Consider the following 18,128-nt stretch of genomic DNA (forward strand, 5'->3'; position numbering starts at 1 on the left):
GTTTGACCTGCGCATTTACAGCAATAGACTTATTTTCTTCAAACCTATCGCCTAAAGAAGCAGGTTAAGAGCAGATTAATTTGGGCTATATGATCGGCCCTGCATCACATGAAATCGATATAGATAAGGGTTCGAAACATGCGCGTTACAATGGTTGGCACAGGTTATGTTGGTTTGGTTTCAGGTGCCTGCTTCGCCGATTTCGGGCATCAGGTTATTTGCGTCGATAAGGATGCAGGCAAGATTGACCGTTTGCACCAAGGGATTATGCCAATCTTCGAGCCCGGACTTGAAGACTTAGTCGCATCTAACGTGAAGGCTGGTCGACTATCCTTCACAACCGATCTAAGCGAGGCCGTAAAGGATGCCGACACCGTGTTCATCGCGGTCGGAACGCCATCGCGGCGCGGCGACGGCCATGCGGACTTGTCTTATGTGGAGCAGGCCGCGCGCGAAATTGCCGAGCATATGCAAGGCTATACGGTCGTCGTGAACAAATCGACCGTCCCGGTTGGGACAGGTGACCTCGTTCAATCAATCATGACGGAAGTTAACCCAAAAGGGGACTTCTCCGTGGTTTCCAATCCTGAGTTCCTGCGCGAAGGGGCTGCAATTGGCGACTTCAAGCGACCAGACCGCGTCGTCGTGGGGACCGAGGATGAGCGCGCACGCCAAGTCATGCGCGAGCTTTATCGGCCCTTGTTTTTGAATGAAACGCCGATCCTGTTTACAGATCGACGGACCAGCGAATTGATCAAATATGCCGCCAATGCATTCTTGGCCGTCAAGATCGCTTATATCAACGAAATGGCTGACCTGTGCGAACAGGTAGGTGCCAATGTCCAAGAAGTTGCGCGCGGGATTGGCCTCGACAACCGAATTGGCAAAAAGTTTCTGAATGCTGGGCCCGGTTATGGTGGATCCTGCTTCCCGAAAGACACCCTGGCGCTGATGCGCACGGCTCAAGAAGCCCACGCCCCGGTGACGATTGTGGAGGCAACCGTTGCTTCCAATACCAACCGAAAGAAGCGTATGGCTGGCAAGGTAATTGAAGCATGCGGCGGGGATGTGAATGGCAAGACCATTGGCATTTTGGGCCTGACCTTCAAGCCAAACACAGACGACATGCGCGATTCGCCAAGCTTGGACATCGTGCCTGCTCTGCTGGCAGCGGGCGCAAAGATCAAAGCCTATGATCCCGAAGGCATGGAAGAAGCCAAAAAAGAGCTCTCTGGCATTGAGATGGTAGACGGCCCTTATGCGGTTGCTGACCATGCAGATGCGATCGTTATCCTAACCGAATGGGACCAATTCCGTGCCCTCGATTTTGAGCGGATTGCGACGCAGATGACAAAGCCTGTCATGGTGGATTTGCGGAACATTTATAATCCAGACGATCTGCGCAAGGACGGGTTCACCTATGTGAGCATTGGTCGAAAGTAAGGCTCTTGATTTTGGCCATACAGAAGGGCATTACCGCTTCACAACCAAAGATGACGGTTCAGGAGGTAATCTGCGGAGACCACGATGGGATTCATAGAAGATTGTCGGAGATTATGGCGTAAGCTGCCGCTTCCGACACGCCTAATGATCGGTAAGCGGATCCGCTTTTTGACTGAGCCGATGCTGGCTGCAAGTATCCCGGCAGCGGGAACTTTTCCAGATAATCCAATTCATTCTGTCACCATTGTGGGTTCGTTTTCCTCTCCGATCGGACATGGGGTGGCTGCCAAGCTGCTCGATTATGAACTGCGCTCTCGCGGCATCATTGTGCGTCGAGTTGATGCGTCTGAATGGATTGGGGCACCGATCGATCCAAAGCTTGCGATCCGATCCGAAGAGCCGGCACCAGATGATGTTTTGATTGTCGCCTTGAATCCCGACGTTGCCATTCACGCCCTTGCCAAAATGGGCAAAGAAAAGCTGCGCAATCGAAAGATAATTGGCTATTGGGTCTGGGAACTGGAAGTCGTGCCCGCTTTTTGGAAGTTGGCTGGGCGTTTTGCGCACGAAATCTGGACCCCCAGCACCTTCTCAGCCAACGCACTTAAAAAGCTGTTTGATGTTCCGGTTCATGTCGTTCCCCATCCGGTCGCGCTCTTGCCGCCGCCAGAGGTGACGGCAGAGCGCCGCGCTCGGAGTCGTGAAGCGCTTGGCATTTCTGACTCTGCCTTTGTTGCCATTCAAAGCTTTTCACTTGCCTCTAGCCTGACCCGCAAAAATGCTATTGGGGCCATTTCCGCATTTGTGGCCGCTTTTCATGATCAACCCGATGCTCGGTTAATCCTGCGTCATTTGTCTGGTGATCGGTTTCCAGACTCGCTGCATCGCCTGCGAGAAGCTGCCCAAGTTGCAGGTCCGCAAATCATCCTGCGCCCTGCAGGTGATGGCCTGGAAGATTTGCACGATTTATATGCTGCCTGCGATGTCTATATCTCTTTGCATCGCACCGAAGGGTTCGGGCTGAATCTCGCCGAAATCATGTTAGCAGGACGCCCCCTGATTGCGACTAAGTGGTCGGGAAACTTAGACTTTATGGACAATAAATGCGTGGCTTTGGTCAATGCTGACCTTGTGGCACTTGATGATCCTGACATGGTCTATACTCAAAAGGCAGCAAGATGGGCCGAGCCCCGCATGGATGAGGCCATCCGCTGGCTTCAAACCTTGGCTCGCAATCCTGGTCAACGCCTTGAGCTGGCGGAAGCGGGTAAGGCGAAAGCCATGGCGGTCCTTAGCGGGCGGGCAATAGAAGCCCTCCATGGCAAGAATCGCACCGACACGGATTCGGCTAAAAGCTAGTTTCGGTGGGCCTATTCGATGTTTCGCAGATCAACGCTCTTAATCATGGCTTGATCGCCTCGCCGTTTAAAGTCTGGCAAAATGCGTTGTAACCACATCAAGGCAGCCGTTTCCTTATCCTTTCGGGCGGCATCCAAAACATGATCGATCAGCGTACGCAGGTTTTCGGGTGGCTCCATAGGATCGCTGGCGACAAGCACCCCGTCTACAGCTGTGTTTTCAACACGCTCAAACGAGTGGAACAATTCTTCATGTAAACGTTCGCCGGGCCGCAAGCCTGTTTCCACAATTGCGATATCGCGCCAGGGCTCTTTTCCCTTCATCCGGATCATCGCCTCAGCGAGTTCCATAATCCGTACAGGTTCGCCCATGTCGAGCACAAACTGACCGCCGGACATGGTGCCACCCTTTTCAGCCCCAATGGCGGCCGCCTGCAGCACGAGGGAGCTGGCTTCCTCGACCGTCATGAACCAACGCGTCATCTCTGAATGGGTAATGGTGACAGGCCCGCCTCGGGCAATCTGGCGCTCAAACACCGGCATAACCGAACCGCTTGACCCCAGAACGTTACCAAAGCGAACCGAGTGGAAGGCCCCTTTGGCTCGGCGCGAGCAATCGCGCACATAAAGCTCGGCAACACGTTTCGCCGCGCCCATAACATTAACGGGATTGACCGCCTTGTCGGTGGAAATGAAGACAAAGGATTCAACATCCACTGCCATAGCGGCATCAGCGACCACACATGTGCCGCCGAGATTAACTTCAAGGGCCTCGCAGAAATGGCCTTCCATCATCGGCACATGTTTGTTTGCCGCAGCATGAACGACCACATGGGGACGATATTTTTCAAAGATCGCATTGATGCGTTGCGCATCGCGAATGTCACAGAGACGTGCGACAATATCGATACTGGGGTGGGTGGCACGGATTTCTGACGAGATCTGGAAGAGATTATTCTCAGACGAGTCAACCAAAACGATCCTGCTGGGGGACAGCTCCGCGATTTGCTTGACGATTTCGCTGCCAATGGTCCCGCCTGCGCCGGTCACCAAAATCTGCTTAAATCGGACAAGACCACGAGGACCGCGTAAATCGAGTTCGCGGCGTGTGCGTCCAAGAACATCGGCGGGATGCACCGCACCCAGAGTGGCACCTGCCCCTTCGGGAATTCGCATCAGGGCAACACCCTTTCGGGCAGCAACTTGCAAGGCGACTTGGGCAGCTCTGCGGGCGGGGTCACGACCAATGAGCGCAATCCGGACTTCAGAGTTGCGCGACAGCGCATCGGTGACCAGTGGCTCTAAGGTTTCGAGGCCGCCAAACACGCGTGCACCGGCAAAAATCTTACCGACTTGGGTGCCCATGGTTGAAACAATGGCAATTGGGCGGATCGGCAGCGGCCCCGTCAAGCGAGCGGCGTGAATTGCTTGCGTGATTGCATCGGTCGGCCCCACCAAAATCGTCGCAGGTGCATTTGGTGCGATGGTGCGGAAAAGGGCACGAAGACCACCCCCCGAAAGCACCCGGGCAAAGCCGCGCGCTGCAGCCATCAGAACAAGAGAAACCAATGCGGCGAGAGCCGGTGAAATGCGCGGCACGGTGACCGAGGGATCGACAAAGAATAGAACCGCAACCGTCCCGATACCCGCAGCGGCAATCGCTTGACTTAAGCGAACCAAGTCGTCGGCTGAAGTCCAGCGCCACACCAATTGATTAAGCCGAAAGGCGACCAAGGCGACCGCGATCGAAATGCCATAACAAACCAAGGCAATGATCGTACCTTCGACCGACGCAGGCTCAAGACCAATTCCGTAGGCAAGATAGAGGGCAAGCCAGAAGCTCAATATCGCCAAGGCGATATCAATTAAGTAGCCTGTCGAAAAGATTTTGAGTTTATGGCGGTTCAAATCAAATCCTCGACCTGCAAGTCCCAACGAATAATAATGTCTTTGGCCAGATTGGCGCCTCGTACCCTACAAAGCAGCTGATGGCGGCGATTTTGTGACAATCCAGCAGAATTGTCGATGTTAACTTCATTTACCTCGGTATCCAAGCCTTGACAGCGGAACCGCCACGCGCGGTTTGCAGGTGTGCGGATCAAAATGCTCTCGCCATCGCGACTGGGCACAGCTCGACACCCCTCACCCAAATCGAACATCAGCGTACGTATCCGCACGCGAGATCCATTGGCACCCGCAAACATCGCGTCTTCACCCTGAACATGACGACCATCGTCGCTGATCGTCATGGTACGGACGCAACTATGGCGTTGGCCTTCAACCTCAAAGCTCGCCTTGGCCTCCAGCAAAGCAGATCCATCTTCGTCGCGTCGTCGGATTTGCGGGTCGATGAGGTCTACGGATCGATCAAACTGCAGTGCCGACAAACCCGAAGGGCCATTGGATAGGAGTGCCAAACCGTGGGCTTCAAATTCAACTATAGGTCCAACTTCAGAGACACCCATGGGGGTGCGTAACCACAGGCGCGTGGAACCCGCCTCAATCAAGCCAATATGTCCAGTTTTGAGCACGGATGACCGCCGCCAGCGCCCCGGGCCCAATACGGACTCAACCAAGCCGCCATACCCGCGCTGCTTATTGAACGTCACAAGTGAGCCGTCTGCACGCTGCAGACTAGCCAGGGCTTGCCGCACGCGTTGCGCGATTGGCTCAGCTTCCACAACCCGTGTGAGCATTGCAAGATCGGCAGCGGCAGACAAGGTTCCCAACGGCGACCCATCTGCAAACATGCCATCTGGTGCGATCAATTCCTCGGCATGATCTAGCGCTTCTGAGACTGTGGTTTGTCGCAAAAGCGCAGGTGCACTGCCGCTAACGCCAAGAATGGCTGCGGCTCGCGTCCATTTAGCGCGGCGGCTCATGGGTTCCCACCCGCCAGCCAGATTGGCAAGGAAACCGCGGTCGGGCTCAATCAAAGAAGCAATATCTGCCAAAAGCCCGTGCCAAATTCTCCCTTGCAGCGAGGACGAAAAAGAAGGCAACAAGGGCAAGAGATGGGCCAGCCAATTTATCACCCGACGGCCGCGCCAAATCAGGACATCGCTACGACTTGGGGCACTGCCTGCCGCCTTCCAGATCGCCAAACCAGTTTGAGGCTCTTGTGCCCGACGTTGGAACCACTGATCCAGCCAAAGCTCTAGAATGGGAACCAAGTCCCCGTAGGAGGGCGACAAATCGCGCAAAAACTCAAAGGAAACTGCCCAACTTTGAGTCATGGCCTCCGGAATCGAGAATGGTCCAAGAAAAGGATCAAAACTGCCGAGGCCTGTGCGGCTGGGAGTTCGGCCCTGCAAGAGTTCAAGGCCTTCTTCGTGAACAGAGGGACGGAAGTCTGGCAAGGGGTGCCATTGCCGTGAAACAAGCGTGCCGTCCTCACGAAATACGTCGGTTTCAAAGAGGCCGCGCATGTGTTGCCCGAGACGCGCTGTCATACCCGCCCCTGACTGATGCTTGGCTTGAACTGGCATATCTAACCTCTAGCCTGCGGCCGCTTTTAGGGCTGCAATATTGGCTTGATAATGTTCAGGGCCACCTTTGAAGACGGCCGTCCCGGCCACCAACGTATCTGCCCCGGCATTGTAGCAATCCCGGGCCGTCTCAGGGTTCACCCCGCCATCGACCTCCAACAGAATTTCCCTGCCGGTGCGATCAATCATCTTCCGCAAGGTTTCAATCTTGCCCAATTGACTGGGCAGAAATGCTTGGCCGCCAAAGCCGGGATTGATACTCATCACCAAAATCAAGTCGACCATATCCATGACATGGTCCAAGACAGATTCATGCGTGGAGGGATTTAAAACGACACCAGCCTTCTTACCCAGATTACGAATAGTCTGGAGACTGCGGTGCAAATGCGGACCGGCTTCTGGATGGATCGAGATAATATCAGCCCCTGCCTCGGCAAAGGCCTGCAAATAGGGATCAGCCGGAGCGATCATTAAATGGACATCAAACGGCCGATCCGAGTGTGGACGCAAAGCCTTCACCACTTGGGGGCCGATTGTAATGTTGGGTACAAAGTGCCCGTCCATCACATCAATATGGATAAGATCGGCACCCGCATGTGTTATTGCGGCAACTTCGGCGCCGAGTCTGGCAAAGTCCGCAGATAGAATGGACGGGCTGATGAGTAGCTTTGACATCGCTTAGTCATGCTCTGTTTCGGGGGGCTGCTGCAAGATGGCAATTTGGCCCGTGGGCCGGCGACCTAACTTGGCTTTACAAATCGCGCGATAAAGAACCCATCCATGCCGCCCCGATCCCCCCAATAACTTGGCAACACGCGCAAACAGCCCTGATCGGTCACCGCTTGCCCCAATTCGGGCACCTCTTCCGGCGATATTGGGGCCAAATTGAGCCCCGACTCGAGGGCTGCCGCCACCGCTGGATCGGCCTCTTCCGGCTCTAGCGAACATACGGCATAAACAAGCCGACCGCCCGGCTTCAGGGCTGCGGCGGCTGCGCGAACCAGTTCAATCTGCACCGTGGCAAAACGCGCGACGTCACTGGGCGTCTTGATCCAAAGCGTTTCTGGATTGCGGCGCAACGTGCCGGTGGCGCTGCAGGGGGCGTCCAACAAAATCGCGTCAAAATAGGGTTCCGCCGAAACGGTACGGGCATCTGCAACCTGCAATCGCGCCGTCAAGCTTGTGCGTGCAAGATTTTCCGCCACGCGATTTATCCGCGCTGCATCGAGATCAAGCGCGGTTACATCCGCGCCACTGGCAGCCAATTGCATGGTCTTTCCGCCAGGGGCAGCACACATATCCAAGACGACTTCGCCGGGCTTCGTTGCCAATAGGCGCGCGGGCAAAGCGGCGGCGGCATCTTGCACCCAGTAATTGCCCTCATCCCAAAGGGGTAAGCTTGTCACATCGCTGGGCGTTTCTTTAAGTCGGATACTGCCTGTCGGCAAAACGATGCCATCAACCGCAGCGGCAATGGCTGCAGGATCGCCCTTTGTTGTCAGATCCAGAGCAGGCTGACGGGAAAGGCTTGCCGCAATCGCATCAGCGGCTTCAGCGCCATAGGCTGCACGCCAACGGTTCCACCACAAGGCAGGAACGCGTTCGCGGTCGTGCGGCCGCACCAAGGGTTCGGTTGCAATCCGGCGCAGCACCGCATTGATCAAGCCAGCGAAGCCACGCCCGGTTGCTTCAAACTTCGCTAAATCTACGGACCGACCTACGGCCGCATGGGGCGGAGCTAAGCCCTCGATCAACTGAGCAGCACCGACGCGTAGGAGCGCTTTGGCAAAATGCGCACTATCGGGCAAAGGCTTGGCCAACTTTGTCGCCAAGACCGCATCTACCAAACCTAATGCGCGCAAGGTGGCCAGTGTCAAATGAGCTGCAAAGCCGCGATCGCGCCCATCCAGTCGAACAAACGCCTGCTCCTTGCGCATAGCCTCTTCCAAGGTCCACCTTTGATCCACAACATGGGACACTAGGCAGACCGCAGCGAAGCGCGCCGGATCGGGATTGGCTAGTGGACGGGGTGTTCGGCGCTCACCACCAGACCTTTGGCCGGAATCTCTGCGGGGAGAGCCAGATGGCGGTCTACGGTGACGTGAGCGTTCGGGATGGGATGGGTCAGACGGCATGGCGCAGGCTCCTGCGCGTCCAACCGCTTCCGGTCAAGTGCCAGGGCAGAGGCAAGGATGCATAAAGCATCCCAATTCATTATCCCCATGGCCCCTTTCTGCGCCCCCAGGGCCCAGAGGTTCGCGATGACCCCTCATCCAATCCTAACGTGTTGCCCGGCAAGTCTTGCGCCTTTAGCGCCTGTAATTGCGCGACACGGTTCTCAGTCGCTGGGTGGGTGGAAAACAAATTATCGCGCAATCCACCAGCCAACGGATTGATAATAAACATATGGGCGGTTGCAGGGTGACGTTCAGCATCCTCATTATGGACTTGCCGTGCACCATATTGAATCTTTTGAAGCGCCGACGCCAGCCATTCTGGGTCACCGGCAATCTCGGCCCCAAGGCGGTCTGCTTCATATTCGCGCGAGCGGCTAATGGCCATCTGCACGACAGCGGCGGCCATCGGGGCAAACACCATGATCGCGATCATGGCAATCGGGTTCGGTCGCTCCCGATCCCCACCAAAAAACATGGCGAAGTTAGCAAGCATACCAATCGCGCCCGCAAGAGTCGCAGCAACGGTCATGGTCAAGGTGTCGCGGCACTTCACATGCGCCAGTTCATGGGCCATCACACCGGCAATCTCTTGCCGGTTCAGCATCGACAATAGGCCCGTCGTCGCGGCCACGGCCGCGTTTTCCGGATTGCGGCCGGTTGCAAATGCATTTGGCTGAGGGTTTTGAATCACATAGATGCGGGGGCGCGGCATATTGGCCTTTTGTGCCATCGTCAGGACATCTTGCGCGTAGGTGGCAATCAAAGGGTCACGATCATCTGGCCCGACTTCCACAGCACGGTAGGCCTTCAAGACCATTTTGTCGGAGTTCCAGTAGGAAAACACATTCATACCCGCCGCCACCACAAACGCGATGGCCATGCCTGGAGCGCCGCCGATCAAGTAACCGACAGCCATAAAAATGGCGGTCATGGCAGCTAGAAGCATGAAAGTCTTGGTGGTGTTCATAGAAAGCTCGACTCCGATTAGGCTAGGCCTATATGTAGGGGGCCATGATGACTGAAAAAAGCGCAGATTCCGCCTCCATGACTTCACCAGTGCGTGAAAGCGGTTCTTTTGATCTCAGCACGCCCGCAGGACGGGCTTTGGCAGAGGCGGCCGAGCGTCGCGCACAAGCCGAAGCAGAATTGGCTTTGGCACATGAAATCAACGGGCCCAAAGGCGCGGAACCAACCCGCTTCGGCGATTGGGAGCGCAAAGGCATCGCCTATGATTTCTGAAGGGCTTTCCTGTTTCAGTTCAAGACATGAAGTCGCCTGTTAGGGTTTTCGGGAAGGGCGAATTTGGGCTGAATTCCCCGCACGCGGGCACAGCCTTGAACTTTAGCGATTTATCAGCCCTTTAGACCCTCACGACACATAGGTGAGCCGTACCACAGGACGTGGTGCGCCATTAAAGGGGGTCAGAATGACCAAAACTGCTTTCATCGTCTCGCTCATGGCGCTTGCCGCCGCTGGACAAGCCGCCGCAAATGGTATGACGGCCTCAGCGCCACAACCCCAAGGGGCCGGTGATCCCTGCCTCCTCGGCAGTGCAGCAGATCAAGCAGCGTGCGCAGGCCTGATCCGCGTTGCCCCGGGCATGACCGTGCAAAGCCAGACCTACACCTCTTCGTCCACGCAAAGTTCCGGCCCAACTGTCCTGTTTGATCCAAATCGGGGATACCAAAACAGAGCGGTTCCTGAGGCCCAGCCGACGCAAACACCGACAATGGCCCCCAGTGCGCCGCCGCAGAAAACCGTCACATTTACTTCCACCTATCAGAAAAGCGCGTCGCATGCGTCATCCGGCAGCCAAAGTGCAATGACGACCCACCCCACGACGGCCCATCAAACCGTGGCAATGAATTGTGTCGCGCCTTACGCGGGGGCCAATGTGACGTGCCATGGTTCTTGGGTCCCAGCGCCACAAGCACATGTGGTTCAACCTCAGCTTCCGCCACAATCGCGAGAAGTTGTTATCCTACAACCACCTGTAGCCCAATCACCTATTCCTTTACCGCCGCCCGTGCTGCCACCGCCGTTGCAACAGACCTTGGTGACGCCAACCTTGACGCCGCCGGTGCCTTGCTGCCAGCAACAACAAGAGGTGACGCTTATTCCCGCAAGCTTCTTCATGGGTGGCATGAGCTATGGTGTCGGCTTCCCGACCGAGACCTCCTATAGCTATGGCGGCGGCGGTTATGTGTTTGTTGGTGGCGGCACCCGCTTTTCAGGGGTGCGCGACCGGATACATTTAGACCCACCGCCACGCAAACCACGGACGCCACCGCATAAGCCTTGTGGATGCCACTAAGGGCTAAGCTTTAGTCGGCGCGGCGAAACTTTTGCACTTGCGACTTCATCAAGCGCAAGGCGAGGCTGTCTGGCAGAAGCTTTCCAATGGCCGCAATCGTCTTATTGGTTGTGCCCGTCACCACCACTGGCTGGTTGGCTTCCAGAGCGTCATAGCCGATTTGGGCAACAGTTTTTGCATCCTGCCACAACCATTTCGGCATGGTGGAGACTTGTTCGCGCATGCCGTTGACGTCGTGGAATTCAGAATAGGTAAAGCCCGGGCATAGCGCGCTGACATGCACGCCATTATCGGTGTTTTCCAGATTGAGCGCTTGGCTGAACTTAATCAAAAACGCCTTAGAGGCCCCATAAAGCGTTGCCCCGGCTGCGGAGGGCAAATGGCCTGCCAGCGACGCTACATTCATGATGCGACCAAAGCGACGCTCCTGCATACCAGGCAAGACACGATAGGCGAGCTCAAGGGGGGCTTCGACAAGTACCTGCACAAAGGCTGCATGGTCCTCCCAGCTGGATGCTAGATAATTGCCTTGCAAGCCATAGCCAGCATTATTGACCAAGGCATCAACTGGGCGACCCGCTGCTTCAAGCGCGCCAATAATCTGTGCGGGAGCCGCGCGGTCTGCCAAATCTGCGGCAATCGTGATGCTTTCAGCCCCCCAAGTCTGCTTCAATTCGGCGGCAAAGGTCTCCAAGCGATCAGCCCGACGTGCTGTCAAAGCAAGGTCATAGCCGCGTTCAGCATAAATGCGGGCAATCGCCTGACCAATTCCAGCCGAAGCCCCAGTTACCAAACAAAGTCGTCGTGTCATATTGCGATCTCCTGTCACCAAGGGGTTTGGTCATCCGCACCGTGGATAAACGGCCCCCGTGCGCCCGTCTAGTTTATATCCTGCCGCCGATGCGGCCTGTTCCCAAGCAAAGCCAGTCAGAAACGTGCAGTAACCCGCAAATTCTGCTCGCCCCAATGCCCAATTGTGCTTTAGCATTGAAGCCGCCCGACAAAAGGCGTATTGGCGCCGCCTACAATCGCGTACAGGCAGCGGGTCGAGAGTCCGATTCACTGTGTTCGGGGAGCCAAGATGGCATCGCCTTCAAATATGTCAGCGGACACTGAAGTCTCAAAAGGCTTTGGCGATCCAGCCAGTGGCGCCCAAGGTGGCGGCCACGGTCATGGTAGCCAGTCCGCCCGTGGATTTTTCATGCTTGCCCTTGGTTCGGTCGGTGTCGTGTTTGGCGACATCGGGACCAGTCCGTTTTATGCCATGCGCGAAGCCTTGGCGCACGCCAAAGGCTCCGGCAATCTTGAGGTGGCCGTTCTAGGGGTGGTCTCCCTCGTCCTGTGGGCTTTGTTCCTAATTGTAACCCTGAAATATGTCGTGTTCCTGATGCGGGCGGACAATAAGGGCGAGGGTGGCACACTGGCCCTGATGGCCTTGGCACAGCGTGCGATGGGCCGAAAGTCGCCATGGGTGTTTTTCTGTGGCGTGATGGGTGCGGCCTTCTTTTATGGCGACGGCATTATTACGCCCGCGATTTCGGTTCTGGGTGCGATTGAAGGCCTGAAGATTGCGCCCGGCGTCGGCAATTTGTTCACGCCCTATATTTTGCCGATCTCTGCGGCGATTTTGGTTGGCTTGTTTCTGGTACAATCCAAAGGCACCCATAAAATTGCGGCCTTGTTTGGCCCGGTAACAGCTTTGTGGTTCCTGACATTGGCGGGCCTTGGCATCTATCATATTGCCGATGATCCCCGCGTTTGGCTGGCGTTCAACCCAATTTATGCGCTGCGTTTTCTGATGGAAAATGGCCTTGTGGCCCTGGTCATATTGGGCTCGATCTTCCTTGCTGTGACGGGTGCTGAGGCGCTCTATGCGGATATGGGCCACTTTGGCAAAAACCCCATCCGCGCGGCTTGGTTCGTACTTGTCTTCCCATCCTTGGCTTTGAATTATCTTGGCCAAGGCGCGTTTGTGTTGGCCAATCCAGCGGCGAAAGCAGACCCGTTCTGGATGATGGTGCCCGAATTTGCCTTCTGGCCGGTCATGATTTTGGCAACCTTGGCGGCGGTCATTGCCAGCCAAGCGGTGATCACTGGCGCCTTCTCCATGACTCAGCAAGCAGTGCAACTGGGCCTCCTGCCCCGTATGCAAATCCGTCGCACCAGCGAGACCCAGGCCGGGCAAATCTATGTGCCCCAAGTCAACACCTTCTTGATGATCGGCGTTTTGGTCCTTCTGTTCTCGTTCAAGTCATCAGGCAATTTGACTTCCGCCTATGGCATCGCGATCACCGGTGCCATGTTCATGGATACATTGTTGGCTGTTCCCGTCGTGACCCGTTTGTGGAAATGGAATGGCTTCCAAGCCGCTTTGTTGCTGGTGCCGATTGCGGCGCTGGACATTGTTTTCCTTGGCTCGCAAGTCCTGAAAATCCCGCACGGGGCTTGGTTCCCGCTGGTTCTAGGCGCGGCCATCGTCGTCATTATGTGGACATGGCAGGAAGGCAGCCAAATCTTGTCGGAGAAGACGCGGCGCGACTCAATTCCGCTACGCGATCTTCTCAAGACCCTCATGGCCCATCCGCCCCACCGCGTGGCGGGTACGGCGATCTTCTTGACGAGCGACCCTGACCTTGCCCCTGTAGCACTGATGCATAACCTGAAGCACAACAAGGTTCTGCATGAAAAGATCGCCATTTTAAGCGTTCGGACGGCCGAAACGCCGCGCGTCGCAGATGCCGATCGGATTGAAATTGAAGAGATCATTCCCGACGTGCGCATCGTGATCGTCAATTACGGTTTCATGGAAAGCCCAAATATTCCCAAAGCGCTCACCATGTGCCGGAAACAAGGCCTGAAGTTCGACATCATGTCGACCAGCTTCTTCTTGGGGCACCGCACCATTGTGGCGTCCAGCACCTCTGGCATGCCTTTGTGGCAGGACCATTTGTATATTTTCCTGTCCAAGAACGCGACCAATGCCACGGACTTCTTCCATATTCCTTCGGGGCGGGTTGTCGAACTGGGCACACAAGTAGTCGTCTAGCGCAACAGGCGCTGTAAAGGCCCTATTCAAAGGCCAGATATGGTGCTCTAGTCGATGGCGTGAACCCGCTCGATTTCTCTCACTTTCTGCTTTGGACCGGGGATTTGTGCTTTGTTGCCGGCCTCACGCTGATGGCGTTGATCTCGGCTTCCGCGGCCGCCAAGATTGATGCTGGTGCGCGTATTCCGATGCAGTTTGGCCTGAATGGTCAGCCCACTTGGACTGCGCCGAGACGGTTTGCGCTTTTATTCGCGCCCGCTTTAGCTGCAGGATTTGGCCTACTTCTAACGTTTCTGGCGCACCGTGTGCCAACCGGACAATTGACCCAAGAGGCCGTGTCCTTGGGTACCTCGCGGGTCTTCATGGCCTTTGCCTTTGTGTTGGCACATTTGCTCCACCTCGCCTTTGCCATCAAATGGCTCAATAAAGACAAGCAGCGCTAAAAGTCGGCGCGTAACATTCAGATCAAGGCGACGTTGCTCAGACCGCTTGATCTCCAAGCGCGGATTGCCTAGCACGACTGCACATGATTTAGCCTTGGAACCCAAGCCCTATGACCACCGCGCGCAAAGTCAACAAAGTCGTTCTCGCTTATTCTGGTGGCCTAGACACCTCGATCATTTTGAAGTGGTTGCAGGAGACCTATGGCTGTGAGGTCGTGACCTTTACGGCTGATCTGGGTCAAGGCGAGGAATTGGGGCCCGCGCGAACCAAGGCATTGGCTGCAGGGGTAAAGCCAGAGAATATCTTCATCGACGATCTGCGCGATGAATTTGTTCGCGACTATGTGTTCCCGATGTTTCGCGCCAACGCCCTCTATGAGGGCGTCTATTTATTGGGGACCTCGATTGCGCGGCCACTGATCGCCAAACGCCAAATTGAGATTGCCAATCTGGTTGGGGCCGATGCTGTGTGTCACGGGGCAACCGGCAAGGGCAACGACCAAGTGCGGTTTGAAGTCTCCTATTATGCCCTAAAGCCCGATGTGACCGTGATTGCGCCATGGCGGGAGTGGAGCTTCCAAGGTCGCCCAGACCTAATCGCCTATGCCAAAAAGCACGGAATTGAGATTGCCACCGGGAAGGAGCAAGACGCCCCCTTCTCGATCGATGCTAATCTGTTGCACACCTCTTCTGAAGGCCTTGTCCTCGAAGATCCAAACGAGCCGGTGCCCGATCTGGTCTCCAAGCGTGCTGATCGTCGGACGATCACACCGGAAGAAGCGCCCGATAAGGCGACGATTATCACAATTGGCTTTGAGCGCGGCGACCCAATCTCGATCAACGGCAAGGCCTATGGCCCAGCAGCGCTTTTGGGCGAACTCAATCGCATTGGCGCGGAAAATGGTGTCGGCGGCCTTGATCTCGTCGAAAACCGCTTTGTTGGCATGAAGTCACGCGGCTATTATGAGACCCCAGGCGGCACGATCCTGTGGCAAGCCCACCGCGCCATGGAAAGCATCACGCTTGACCGCGGGGCCATGCACCTCAAAGACGAATTGATGCCGCGCTATGCCACCTTAATCTACAATGGCATGTGGTTCACACCAGAGCGCAAGATGTTGCAGGCCGCTATCGATACCAGCCAAGAAGACGTCACCGGCGAAGTGACCTTGAAGATCTATAAGGGCGGTGTCTATGTGCAGGGCCGGTCGAGCCCGCTCTCGCTCTATAACAAAGAACTAATCAGCTTTGATGCCGCCGGTGGCTATAATCAGAAGGACGCCGAAGGCTTTATCAAGCTCAACGCACTTCGCCTTCGGATTGCGGCTTGGCGCGACCAGCGCGCTGGTAAGAACGATTAAGTCTTGCTTTAGCGCTTGGCGATCCGCTCAGCCCGTTTGGCGATGCGGATCAGCAATTGTTCCACCAAGGCAGTGTCTGGGGACCCTGCCCGCTTGACTTGACCGTCAGCCTCCAAAGTCGCTGTCAGAACGTCTTCAAGGGCTGAACGGCTCCACAAGCCCGCTTGCCGAGCGACTTCAGCTTGGCGCTTCCAAAAGACCCCCATCTTGGGGTGCTTGAGGATTTCGGCAGCATTGCCGCCGCCTTCAACGCCAGCCCGAACCTGCAACAAAAGCCGGACGCGCCGACCCGTGCCGTTCAAGATTGCCACGGGATTGGCCCCGCCACCGAAAGCCTGCTCTAGCCGCTGAACCATGAGCGCGGGCTGACCTGAAAAGGCGGCATCAATCGCCTCATCCAAGCCCGCTTCGCGCCCGCCAGAGCCCACAGCCTCAACGCACGCCAGGTCGATCACACCTTCAGCGCCCGCATAGACAGCCAGCTTTTGCACCTCTGCCGCAACCGAATCGGTATCTTGCGCGACCGCCTCCAAGATCGCGGCCAGCGCATCCAATTCAATGCTAACACCCGCAGCCTTTGCTTCAGCTCGGGCAACGCCAAGCAATTCATCGCGGGTTGTCTCATAGAGTTGCAGCGACCAAGCGTGACTTGAATCCTCAAAGGCCTTTCGCGTTTTTGAACTGCGGCCAATATCGCCAACGTCTAGGATCAAAACCCCTTCTGGCTTGGGACCGCCCTTGTCGACACGTTCCAATAGGCCTGCAAGAGAGGCAGCATCTTTCTCGCCACTGACCCGCACATGGGCGATGGCGGCCCCACCAAACAGCGAGGCGCTGCTGATGGCTTCTTCAACGCCACCAGGATTGGCCTTTAAATCATCCTCAGAAAAGCGTTTAAACTCAAGCTCTGGGTTCTGGGCCCGATGGCGGGTTGCGATGGCTTCTGCGAGGCGACGCAATTGACCTGAATCAGGTCCAGACAGGATGACAAAGCGCGGCGAAAGGTCCTTTTGTGCGGCTTTCACGGCCGCAAGACCCGTCAGTTTCATCGTGCTGCCCGCACTTGCCGCTGCAGGTCCAACCAAAGCCGTTCCGCAATTTGGTTGGCCACACGTTCTTCCGCGTCAGCCTGCAAAGCCACATCGCCAAAGGCTTGATCCAGGCTTTCATACGCGACGTTGGTCGTGATGGTACCAGTCACAGCTGGAAGAGGCGGGGCTGCCGCCAAAACATAAGTGGCAGTCACGGTCATTTCATTGCGCGTCGAAATCCCGTCTGTGCCCTGTGCAGCGGGGGTAAAGCCACGGGTCAATTTCACGCTTAAGACACGGGGGCTAGCCGTCCCCCGCTCAAGCACAGCACGCCGATCAAGTTCTTGCCGCAAATAATAGCCGGTGCGGCCTTCGATGGCAGCAATGGTTACAGGTCCGATCCCTGAGCCCTGCGTGCTGTAGACAGGTTGGAAGCCGCAGCCGACCAGCATTGCGGATAACCCAACCATGCAAACGAGCACACCAAGCTTAGCCAACGCCTTGTCCATCCTATGCTGCCCGGGTCACGATATTGATGATCCGGTCTGGAACCACGATGAGTTTAGCCACAGTTCGTCCCGCAAGGAAGTGTGTGGTTTCCGGCAAGGACAAGGCCAAGGACTCAAGCTCTTCCTTGGAAGTGCCTTTAGCCACGTGCAATTCGCCCCGCTTCTTGCCATCAACTTGCACCGGCAACATGATGGTGGCTTCCGCCAACAAGCTTTGATCAGCCTCCGGCCAAGGCGCGGTTGCGACAAAGCCCTCGCCACCCATACGCAGCCAAGCTTCCTCCGCCAGATGCGGTGTAAAGGGCTGCAGAACGCGGGCCAAAATTCCCAAGACTTCAACCCGAGCCGACAACATGTCGGCGCTATCATCGCTCTCCGCGCGGCGGATGTGGCCGACCAATTCATGGAATTGCGCGATGGCGCTGTTGAAGCGATAGGAATCAATCGCCAAGCTGATGGCGGCAATCGCCTTATGGCCAGCACGACGCAATTCGAGTGCGGCACCACTCACCCCCGTCGCGACATGCATCGGGCCAGGCACGCCTTCCGGCAGGGCATCAAAGGCTGCCCAAATCTTCTGTACAAAGCGCCAAGAGCCTTCGACGCCCGATTCAGACCATTCCACATCCCGTTCGGGTGGGGAGTCCGACAGAACGAACAAGCGCGCTACATCGGCACCATAGGTGTCGATAATGTCTTCAGGGTCGACGGTATTGCGCTTGGACTTCGACATCTTCTCGATGGGTCCAATAACTGCAGGCTTGCCGGTTGCGATCTCGACGGCGGATGTGCCCGTAATCTCAACTTCATCTGGCGACAACCAGTTGCCCTCTTGTGACTTATAGGTCGCATGGGTCACCATGCCTTGGGTGAAGAGGCGGCTGAAAGGCTCTGAAGTCGGTTGATGGCCAACGGCCTTCATGGCGCGGGCAAAAAAGCGCGAATAGAGCAAGTGCAA

At 56.2% G+C, this 18,128-nt stretch carries 16 protein-coding genes; 7 read left to right on the forward strand and 9 right to left on the reverse strand.

Annotated features, from left to right (window positions below; all coding sequences use genetic code 11):
• The first annotated feature begins 138 nt into the window (after positions 1 to 138).
• Complete coding sequence (locus IOB61_RS06445) at positions 139 to 1,443, forward strand: UDP-glucose/GDP-mannose dehydrogenase family protein (RefSeq protein WP_085341264.1); 1,305 nt, start codon at positions 139 to 141, stop codon at positions 1,441 to 1,443.
• Between the two features lie 84 nt (positions 1,444 to 1,527).
• On the forward strand, positions 1,528 to 2,802 hold the full coding sequence (locus IOB61_RS06450) for a glycosyltransferase (protein WP_290813902.1): 1,275 nt from the start codon (positions 1,528 to 1,530) through the stop codon (positions 2,800 to 2,802).
• An 11-nt stretch (positions 2,803 to 2,813) separates the two neighbouring features.
• On the opposite strand, the gene IOB61_RS06455 is transcribed toward IOB61_RS06450, so the two are convergent.
• The 5 genes from IOB61_RS06455 to htpX all read right to left on the reverse strand — a co-directional run bounded on the left by IOB61_RS06455 (position 2,814) and on the right by htpX (position 9,433).
• The gene (locus tag IOB61_RS06455; RefSeq protein ID WP_290813905.1) at positions 2,814 to 4,709 is read right to left on the reverse strand and encodes an SDR family NAD(P)-dependent oxidoreductase; all 1,896 of its coding nucleotides are present in this window, start codon (positions 4,707 to 4,709) and stop codon (positions 2,814 to 2,816) included.
• Positions 4,706 to 6,253: a heparinase II/III family protein gene (locus IOB61_RS06460; RefSeq protein ID WP_290813908.1), complete on the reverse strand. Its 1,548-nt coding sequence runs from the start codon at positions 6,251 to 6,253 to the stop codon at positions 4,706 to 4,708. Before IOB61_RS06460 ends, IOB61_RS06455 begins: the two co-directional genes overlap by 4 nt.
• A 45-nt stretch (positions 6,254 to 6,298) precedes the next feature.
• Entirely contained in the window at positions 6,299 to 6,964 is a 666-nt protein-coding gene (gene rpe / locus IOB61_RS06465; RefSeq protein WP_290813911.1) for a ribulose-phosphate 3-epimerase, read from the reverse strand.
• 65 nt (positions 6,965 to 7,029) lie between these two features.
• Complete coding sequence (locus tag IOB61_RS06470; protein WP_085341269.1) at positions 7,030 to 8,424, reverse strand: transcription antitermination factor NusB; 1,395 nt, start codon at positions 8,422 to 8,424, stop codon at positions 7,030 to 7,032.
• 79 nt (positions 8,425 to 8,503) lie between these two features.
• Positions 8,504 to 9,433: a zinc metalloprotease HtpX gene (htpX, locus tag IOB61_RS06475; RefSeq protein ID WP_085341270.1), complete on the reverse strand. Its 930-nt coding sequence runs from the start codon at positions 9,431 to 9,433 to the stop codon at positions 8,504 to 8,506.
• Positions 9,434 to 9,510: 77 nt separating this feature from the next.
• On the opposite strand from htpX, the gene IOB61_RS06480 reads away from it, so the two are divergent.
• Together IOB61_RS06480 and IOB61_RS06485 are read left to right on the forward strand one after the other, a co-directional pair.
• Positions 9,511 to 9,705 (forward strand): succinate dehydrogenase assembly factor 4, encoded by a 195-nt coding sequence (locus tag IOB61_RS06480; protein WP_232780948.1) that lies wholly within the window; start codon positions 9,511 to 9,513, stop codon positions 9,703 to 9,705.
• 187 nt (positions 9,706 to 9,892) lie between these two features.
• Positions 9,893 to 10,780 (forward strand): hypothetical protein, encoded by an 888-nt coding sequence (locus tag IOB61_RS06485; RefSeq protein ID WP_290813920.1) that lies wholly within the window; start codon positions 9,893 to 9,895, stop codon positions 10,778 to 10,780.
• Between the two features lie 10 nt (positions 10,781 to 10,790).
• On the opposite strand, the gene IOB61_RS06490 is transcribed toward IOB61_RS06485, so the two are convergent.
• Positions 10,791 to 11,591: an SDR family oxidoreductase gene (locus IOB61_RS06490; protein WP_290813923.1), complete on the reverse strand. Its 801-nt coding sequence runs from the start codon at positions 11,589 to 11,591 to the stop codon at positions 10,791 to 10,793.
• A gap of 390 nt (positions 11,592 to 11,981) precedes the next feature.
• Here IOB61_RS06490 and IOB61_RS06495 point away from each other — a divergent pair, with 390 nt between their 5' ends.
• From IOB61_RS06495 to IOB61_RS06505, 3 genes are all read left to right on the forward strand, one after another.
• The gene (locus tag IOB61_RS06495; RefSeq protein ID WP_232780949.1) at positions 11,982 to 13,826 is read left to right on the forward strand and encodes a potassium transporter Kup; all 1,845 of its coding nucleotides are present in this window, start codon (positions 11,982 to 11,984) and stop codon (positions 13,824 to 13,826) included.
• A gap of 59 nt (positions 13,827 to 13,885) precedes the next feature.
• Positions 13,886 to 14,269 (forward strand): hypothetical protein, encoded by a 384-nt coding sequence (locus tag IOB61_RS06500; RefSeq protein WP_085341274.1) that lies wholly within the window; start codon positions 13,886 to 13,888, stop codon positions 14,267 to 14,269.
• A gap of 110 nt (positions 14,270 to 14,379) precedes the next feature.
• Complete coding sequence (locus IOB61_RS06505) at positions 14,380 to 15,630, forward strand: argininosuccinate synthase (RefSeq protein ID WP_290813928.1); 1,251 nt, start codon at positions 14,380 to 14,382, stop codon at positions 15,628 to 15,630.
• 8 nt (positions 15,631 to 15,638) lie between these two features.
• Here the strand turns inward: IOB61_RS06505 and holA are convergent, their stop codons facing one another.
• From holA to IOB61_RS06520, 3 genes are all read right to left on the reverse strand, one after another.
• On the reverse strand, positions 15,639 to 16,715 hold the full coding sequence (holA, locus tag IOB61_RS06510) for a DNA polymerase III subunit delta (protein WP_290813931.1): 1,077 nt from the start codon (positions 16,713 to 16,715) through the stop codon (positions 15,639 to 15,641).
• Positions 16,676 to 17,170 carry an LPS assembly lipoprotein LptE gene (locus IOB61_RS06515; protein ID WP_290813934.1) on the reverse strand — a complete coding sequence of 165 codons (495 nt, stop codon included), beginning with the start codon at positions 17,168 to 17,170 and terminating at the stop codon, positions 16,676 to 16,678. The genes holA and IOB61_RS06515 overlap by 40 nt, the downstream gene beginning before the upstream one ends.
• A 1-nt stretch (position 17,171) precedes the next feature.
• On the reverse strand, positions 17,172 to 18,128 hold a 957-nt coding region (locus tag IOB61_RS06520; RefSeq protein WP_290813937.1), incomplete at its 5' end, for a class I tRNA ligase family protein.

The organism is Aquidulcibacter sp., from assembly GCF_020253525.1.
Taxonomy (GTDB): Bacteria; Pseudomonadota; Alphaproteobacteria; order Caulobacterales; family Aquidulcibacteraceae; genus Aquidulcibacter.